General features: G+C 60.9%; 7 protein-coding genes. 1 reads left to right on the plus strand and 6 read right to left on the minus strand.

Annotation, left to right across the window (positions count from 1 at the left end; all coding sequences use genetic code 11):
* Positions 1–135 precede the first annotated feature (135 nt).
* Entirely contained in the window at positions 136–846 is a 711-nt protein-coding gene (locus AC3WOS_RS26390) for a flagellar brake protein (protein WP_492720009.1), read from the plus strand.
* 115 nt (positions 847–961) lie between these two features.
* On the opposite strand, the gene ltrA is transcribed toward AC3WOS_RS26390, so the two are convergent.
* The 6 genes from ltrA to AC3WOS_RS26420 form a co-directional block, all read right to left on the minus strand.
* Positions 962–2329, minus strand: coding sequence for a group II intron reverse transcriptase/maturase (ltrA, locus tag AC3WOS_RS26395; RefSeq protein ID WP_492720011.1), 1368 nt, complete (start codon positions 2327–2329; stop codon positions 962–964).
* Between the two features lie 462 nt (positions 2330–2791).
* Positions 2792–3256 (minus strand): pilin, encoded by a 465-nt coding sequence (locus AC3WOS_RS26400; protein WP_492720012.1) that lies wholly within the window; start codon positions 3254–3256, stop codon positions 2792–2794.
* Between the two features lie 202 nt (positions 3257–3458).
* Positions 3459–4055 carry an FHA domain-containing protein gene (locus AC3WOS_RS26405; protein WP_492720014.1) on the minus strand — a complete coding sequence of 199 codons (597 nt, stop codon included), beginning with the start codon at positions 4053–4055 and terminating at the stop codon, positions 3459–3461.
* Between the two features lie 131 nt (positions 4056–4186).
* The gene (sucD, locus tag AC3WOS_RS26410) at positions 4187–5068 is read right to left on the minus strand and encodes a succinate--CoA ligase subunit alpha (protein WP_492720016.1); all 882 of its coding nucleotides are present in this window, start codon (positions 5066–5068) and stop codon (positions 4187–4189) included.
* 13 nt (positions 5069–5081) lie between these two features.
* The gene (gene sucC, locus AC3WOS_RS26415) at positions 5082–6251 is read right to left on the minus strand and encodes an ADP-forming succinate--CoA ligase subunit beta (RefSeq protein ID WP_492720017.1); all 1170 of its coding nucleotides are present in this window, start codon (positions 6249–6251) and stop codon (positions 5082–5084) included.
* A gap of 84 nt (positions 6252–6335) precedes the next feature.
* The gene (locus AC3WOS_RS26420) at positions 6336–6911 is read right to left on the minus strand and encodes a DUF2889 domain-containing protein (RefSeq protein WP_492720019.1); all 576 of its coding nucleotides are present in this window, start codon (positions 6909–6911) and stop codon (positions 6336–6338) included.
* Positions 6912–7206 lie beyond the last annotated feature (295 nt).

The raw sequence follows: 7206 nt of genomic DNA on the forward strand, positions 1-7206 counted from the left end.
GCCTCTTATTGTTACGGCAAGTTGGCGGGTATATAATAAAAATAACGACCGACAATATTTCCTGTCGGCAGATAAATACTGGCACCGACGGCGGACAGGGGACGAAACATCCATGCAGGCAAAGAAGGCGCAAGAATGAGCAGCACGGCACCGCCGAGCGAAGCGAGGACGCAGGAATACGAATTCGAACAGATGAATTTGCAGGTCGGGGGCAGGATACAGTTCATCACCCACCGCACCATCAAGCCGATCCAGCATTTCTCCACGCTGATCGGCTGGGTCAAGGACGAGTACATGATCGTCAAGATCCCGCTGGAAAACGGCGCCCCCATCTCCCTCAACGACGGCGACAAGCTGACCATCCGCGTCTTTTCCGGCGTGAACGTGTGCTCGTTCGCCTGCACCGTGCAGCGCATTTTCCTGCGGCCGCTGTACTATGCCCACCTGTCCTTCCCCACCACCATCCAGGGCACCAGCCTGCGCACGGCCATGCGGGTCAAGGTCGATATTCCGGCCCAGGTCACCACGCCGGACGGCCACACTTCCGTGTTCCTCGTCAACCTGAGCGTGTCGGGCGCCCTGATCGAGTCGCCCAAGCCGCTGCCCGAGGATGAGCCGACGGTGGGCTTGTCGTTCTACCTGATCGCCCAGCCCGGCAACCGCCAGGTGCGCATCAATCCCAACGCCACCATCCGCAACATCAACATCGTCAAGCCGGCCGCGGCCGACAAGGAAGAGGTATTCACCTACGGCGTGCAGTTTGTCGACCTCGACCCCATGCACTACACCATGTTGCAGAACCTGACCTACGAAGCGCTGATCGCGGACCGGCAAAAGATCGTGTAAGGCCGTACCGCCGGTTTGCGTCTCCCAATCGGCATAGGGGGCGGTCCTTGAGGACCGCTCCCCTGCCACACCACCCGGCGTGCGGATCCGCACCGGGCGGTTCGAGTAGTTGAGGTCAGGACAGGCGAGGTACGCCAAGCCGGTCGAAATAAGCAATCGTCAGGACCGTCTTCAACAGCCGGTCCGCATTGCGCCACCAGCGGCGGCTATTTGCGGCCACCTGCCGCACCACCAAGGGCGCGGCCCCGAGCTGGGTCAGTTCCCGATACATGGTCTTGCCACGTTTCCAGTGCTTGAGCTGGACAGCCCGCAGCCTGTGACGCAGCCATTCATCGAGTCCTCGCCAGATCTTCGGCGTCTCCGCCAGCTTGAAGTACCCTTTCCAGCCAAGCATGTAAGAGCGCAGCTTTTCGACGATCTGCGGCATGCTGCGGCCCACAGATCGCCCCGTCAGTTCACGGATGCGCTGCTTGAACGTTGCCAGCGGCTTTTCCGCGACCTTCAGTTTCACCACTTTCCCGCGTGCCACCCACAGGCTGTAACCGAGGAACTTGCGGCCGAAGGCACTGCCGACCGCGCTCTTGCTTTCGTTGACCACGAGGTGCAACTTATCGTAGAGGCGGCGCAGCAGCACCATCACCCGCTCGCCAGCACGTTGGCTGCGGACGTAGACGTTCGCATCATCGGCGTAGCGCGCGAAGCAATGGCCACGTCGCTCCAGTTCTTTATCCACTTCGTCGAGCAGGACGTTGGCAAGCAGTGGCGACAGCGGGCCGCCTTGCGGCGTGCCCTCGTGCCGCGACTGCACCACTCCATGGTCCATGATGCCGCTGTTCAGATAGGCTCGGATCAGCCGGATCACTCCGGTGTCGTCGATGCGTTTTCGTAAGCGGTCGATCAGGATGTCATGGTTGACCCGGTCGAAGAACTTCGACAGGTCGACGTCCACCACGATCCGGCGCCCAGACTGGACATGCGCCCTGGCGGCAAGCACCGCGTCCTGCGCACGCCGGCCCGGACGGAAACCGTAGCTGTGCTCGCTGAACGTAGGATCAAGAATCGGTTGCAGCACCTGAAGCAGTGCCTGCTGGATCAGCCGATCCGTCACCGTCGGGATGCCAAGCTCGCGCTCGCCACCGTCGGGCTTGGGGATCGTCACCCTGCGTACCGGGCTGGGCCGATACGTCCCCGCCAGCAGTTGTTCACGTATTTCCGGCCAAGCCACGGCCAGATAGCGCGAGGTTTCGTCGATGTCCCGACCATCCACCCCGGCTGCGCCCTTGTTGGCGCGCACACGTTTGAACGCCCGCAGCAGGCTTTCCCTTCTCAATGCCGCGCGCAGCAGCATTGATCCTGCGTCTCCTGACATATGGCGCGGGCAGCAGGCTTCGTCGCTGGAGGTGGCAGCCAAGGCTTCACCCTGACCTACGGCCTCCCGCCCCGCTTTCGCGGGCATCTGACGCTTTGCCTGTCGCATCGCCATATCGGATAACACTCCTACTCGTTCGGTCCTTCGTCAGCGGGGTCGAGCCTTGCCGGCGCTACCACCAACTACTATGACCTCTGCTGAGACCCTGCTACGGCAGCGCCGCCGTCCTTTCAGACGTGAGGCAGGGCGTCCCCAGGTAAGGGCCGCACTCCTTCATCACACAACCGCCGCATCTACGCCACTTCGCCTTGAGCACAAGAGCTTCGCGGTTCTATGCCCGCTCGCCCTGCTCGGCAACGCCTTCTATGCGGTTCGTGTACCTCGGCTCATGATTTACGATTCACGCTTCCTTCCCACGGTCGATTACTCTTCCGCAGTTGCGCTTCACTTCGCTCGCTGTGGTCAGCTCGCGGCGGGACTTTCACCCACAGGAGCGCGCCCATGCTGGGCGCACATAGAAAAAACGATGCAGCCTCGCGGCTGCATCGTTTTTTTGTTACCCGTCAGCTTAGACTATCAGATCTTTGGACGATACTTGTCGACCACGGTGCTGGCGGCATCGATGGTGGTGACGCACGACGAACCGGCAGTGCAGGCGATCGCATAGACGATGGTCTTGGCATCGATGTCGGCGCTGTTGGTGGCGCGCATCGTGACCGTCACGGTGCCGTGGGTGGCGTCGACGCCGGCGACAGCGACCGATGCCACATACTTGCTGGTGATCGAAGCGGCTGCTGGCAGACCCAGGGCAGGACCGTCAACACCGGCGGCCAGCGTGCCTTCGTTAAAGGCCTGGCCCACTGCCAGACGGGCTGGACCGGAAGTCGAGTTCGCCTCGCTGACCTTGGCTTTCAGCGTGTAGTCGCTGTAGGCAGGAATAGCAACGGCGGCCAGGATACCGATAATTGCCACCACGATCATCAATTCGATGAGGGTGAAGCCGGCTTGTGCTTGTTTCTTGATCATTTTCATCGATTTCATTTTGCTACTCCTGAGTGATTGAGGAAATTTGGTACCACGCTTCAGTATGAGCAAAGGCCGTGCCAGCTTAATTCAGGGGCGGAGCGGGGCCGAAAACGGGAGAAAGCGCTAATTTTCGTCACCTTGGCTGACTTTTTTTGTCAGTCTATATGCCGAAATCTGTCATCCGGGCCAAAAAACGGCACCGGGCTGACAATAATTGTCAGGCGGCCGGGCTGGTCAGGCGGAACGTCATCTGGGTGCCGCTCAGGTCGATCACATCGCCATGCTTGAGGCGCAGCGGCTGCTTGCCCACGGCCGCGCCGTTGACCAGGGGCGGCTGGGCCCCTTCCGCATGGGCGATGGTATAGGCGTCCGCCCCGCGGTTGATGACCACCACCTGCACCCCGGGCCGGCCCAGCGTCGTCAGCGGCTTGGTCAGGGCCATCTGCTTGCCCGCGTTGTTGCCATTCAGTACTTCAATCTGGCCCAGCGGCGGTTCGGTCGCCGCCGCGGCGGCCAGCGGACGCACGCCGTCGGCGACGAACTCGACCTGGAACTTGGCGATCTTGATCATGTCCAGGTGCTGCAGGAAATGCTTGCCGATGCGGTGGCCGTTGACAAAAGTACCATTGGTGCTGTGCAAGTCCTCCAGGAAGGAATCATCGAGGATGGTGACGATCACGGCATGCTCGCCACTGACGGACGGGTGGGACAGCACGATATCGTTGTGCCGGTGCCGGCCTATCGTCATGCGCTCCTTGCTGAGCTGCACTTGCTGTTCCACCACGCCTTCGCGCGATATGATGATTTTCGCCAATCTCGGTCTCCGGCAGATACAGGTTGATACGGGTTGATACGGATGCAATGGTGCTGGTGTGCGCCTGGAGCGGCGCAAAAAAAACGGGGAGCACCAGGCTCCCCGTTATTATTCACCAACTCGTTGCCAAATTACAGCATCGCCTTCAGCAGGCGCGCCATTTCGGACGGGTTCTTGGTGACGGTGATGCCGCACGCTTCCATGATTTCCAGCTTGGCTTGCGCGGTGTCGGCGCCGCCCGAGATCAGCGCGCCGGCGTGGCCCATGCGCTTGCCCGGAGGCGCGGTGACGCCGGCGATGAAGCCGACCACTGGTTTCTTCATGTTGTCCTTGATCCAGTAAGCCGCGTTGGCTTCGTCTGGACCGCCGATTTCGCCGATCATGATGACGGCGTCGGTGTCAGGATCGTCGTTGAACATCTTCATGACGTCGATGTGCTTCAGACCGTTGATCGGGTCGCCGCCGATACCAACGGCGCTCGACTGGCCCAGGCCCAGGGCGGTCAGCTGGCCCACGGCTTCATAGGTCAGGGTGCCCGAACGGGACACGACGCCGATCCGGCCCTTCTTGTGGATGTGGCCTGGCATGATGCCGATCTTGATTTCGTCAGGGGTGATCAGGCCTGGGCAGTTAGGGCCCAGCAGCAGGGTCTTGGAGCCGGTCTTGGCCATGCGGTCCTTGAGGGCCATCATGTCGCGGACAGGAATGCCTTCGGTGATGCAGATGGCCAGGTCCATTTCCGCTTCCACGGCTTCCCAGATGGCGGCAGCGGCGCCCGCTGGCGGCACGTAGATCACCGACACGTTGGCGCCGGTTTCTTTTTTCGCTTCCGTGACGTTAGCGAAGATAGGAATGCCTTCGAAGTCTTCGCCGGCTTTCTTCGGGTTCACGCCAGCGACGAAGCAGTTCTTGCCGTTCGCGTAGTCGCGGCAGCCGCGGGTGTGGAACTGGCCGGTCTTGCCGGTAATGCCTTGGGTTACGACTTTGGTATCTTTATTGATCAGGATGGACATGTTGATTCCTTAATTAAGCTTGACCGGCAGCGGCGGCGACGACGCTCTTCGCTGCATCTTCCATGGTGTCGGCCGCAATGATGGGCAGACCGGACTCGGCCAGCATCTTCTTGCCCAGGTCTTCGTTGGTGCCCTTCATGCGCACCACCAGCGGCACTTGCAGGGAAACGGCCTTCGATGCCGCGATCACGCCTTCGGCGATCACGTCGCAACGCATGATGCCGCCGAAGATGTTGACCAGGATGGCTTTCAGGCCAGGGTTCTTCAGCATGATCTTGAACGCTTCAGTCACTTTCTCGGCCGTGGCGCCACCGCCCACGTCCAGGAAGTTGGCCGGCTCGCCGCCGAACAGCTTGATGGTGTCCATGGTGGCCATGGCCAGGCCGGCGCCGTTCACCAGGCAGCCGATGTTGCCGTCGAGCGAAATGTAGGCCAGGTCGAATTTCGACGCTTCCACTTCGGCTGGATCTTCTTCGTCCAGGTCGCGGTAGGCGACGATTTCAGGCTGGCGGAACAGCGAGTTGGCGTCGAAGTTGAACTTGGCGTCCAGTGCGATGACCTTGCCCGAGCCGGTCAGGATCAGCGGGTTGATTTCAGCCAGCGACGAATCGGTTTCCCAGTAGGCTTTGTACAGGCCTTGCAGGTTGGCGCGGGCGTCGGCGATCGAGCCTTCAGGCACGCCAATCTTGGCGGCGATGGCGTCGGCTTCCGCATCGGTCAGGCCGACGGATGGGTCGATGGCGATCGAGTGGATCAGCTCAGGGTGCTTTTCAGCCACTTCTTCGATGTCCATGCCGCCTTCGGACGAGGCCATCAGCACGACGCGCTGGGAAACGCGGTCGGTGACCATCGACACGTACAGTTCTTTCTTGATGTCGGCGCCTTCTTCGATCAGCAGGCGGCGTACTTTCTGGCCTTCAGGACCGGTCTGGTGCGTGACCAGCTGCATGCCCATGATTTGCTCGGCGTATTCCTTGACTTGTTCCAGCGACTTGGCCACTTTCACGCCGCCGCCTTTGCCGCGGCCACCAGCGTGGATCTGCGCCTTGACCACCCAGACCGGGCCGCCCAGGGTTTCAGCAGCCTTGACTGCCTCTTCCACGGACATGCACGGAATACCGCGCGGTACCGTCACTCCGTATTTCCGGAGGATTTCTTTGCCTTGATACTCATGGATTTTCATGCTGGCTTCCCTTCTGATGCTGATGTGTAAAGATCGGTTGATACTGCGAAAAATAACTCTGAAAAAAGCAGATGAAGCTACGCGCTACCCTGGTGCTGCTTTGACCACCCAGCGCGGGTAAAACTGTGCCACGGCCCCGCCATCGGTACGCAGGGCATGGCATTTATCCAGTTGAAACGGTTTGTGGTGCGGCAGGTCGGCGTCGGGACTGGCGGCATCGTTGGTCGACCACACGTCGTTGGCGAACGCTTGCACGGCGGCCGTGGGCAGGATCTGCGCCAGTTCCGTCAAATGGGTGCAACCGGCGATGCCGGCCAGGCGCTGCTTGAGTTCGTGTCGGAAGCCTTTTAACAGGTTCAGGCCCACCAGCTGCTGGTAGGCGTGACCGTTGGTGTCGCAGTAACCGGGATAGGGCACAGCATCGGACGACGCTTCGGCCGCCACAACGTTGAGCTGAAGATCCACGGTCAGACGCAGGGAGAGGTCATGCAGAGGGGTGCCACCAGGGCGCGGGCCGGAGGCCAGCACGGTGTCGTTGACTTTGATATCGGTGATACGGGCGTCGAGATCCCACAGACCATCGTCGCGTTGGAACGCCTGGATGTCGATTGCGCGCGTGTGCCGGAGCGCACGTCGGGAAACGGGAGTTGACAGGGACATAAGACCGATGCCGCTCGCGCGGCCGAAATTAATAAGCAGCCATGTGCTTGACGCACGTTGCCGCAGCTTCTACGGACAACCACCGCACCCGCGGTGCTGCAAAACCCCAAAAGTGTAGCACACCATGTCCGCAGTTGCGCCAAATCATGCGGTTTACGGCAAAAAACGGGGCTGAAACGGGGGCTTTGGAGTCATTTTTGCAAGGATTTGGCGCGGCAGCCAGAGTTGGTTCGGCCAATTGTTTTCGTCAGGAAATGCCCGGCGGCGGGGCGGGCAAGCTGAGGCTGGCGTGGGC

The organism is Rugamonas sp. FW305-51 (genome assembly GCF_058786935.1).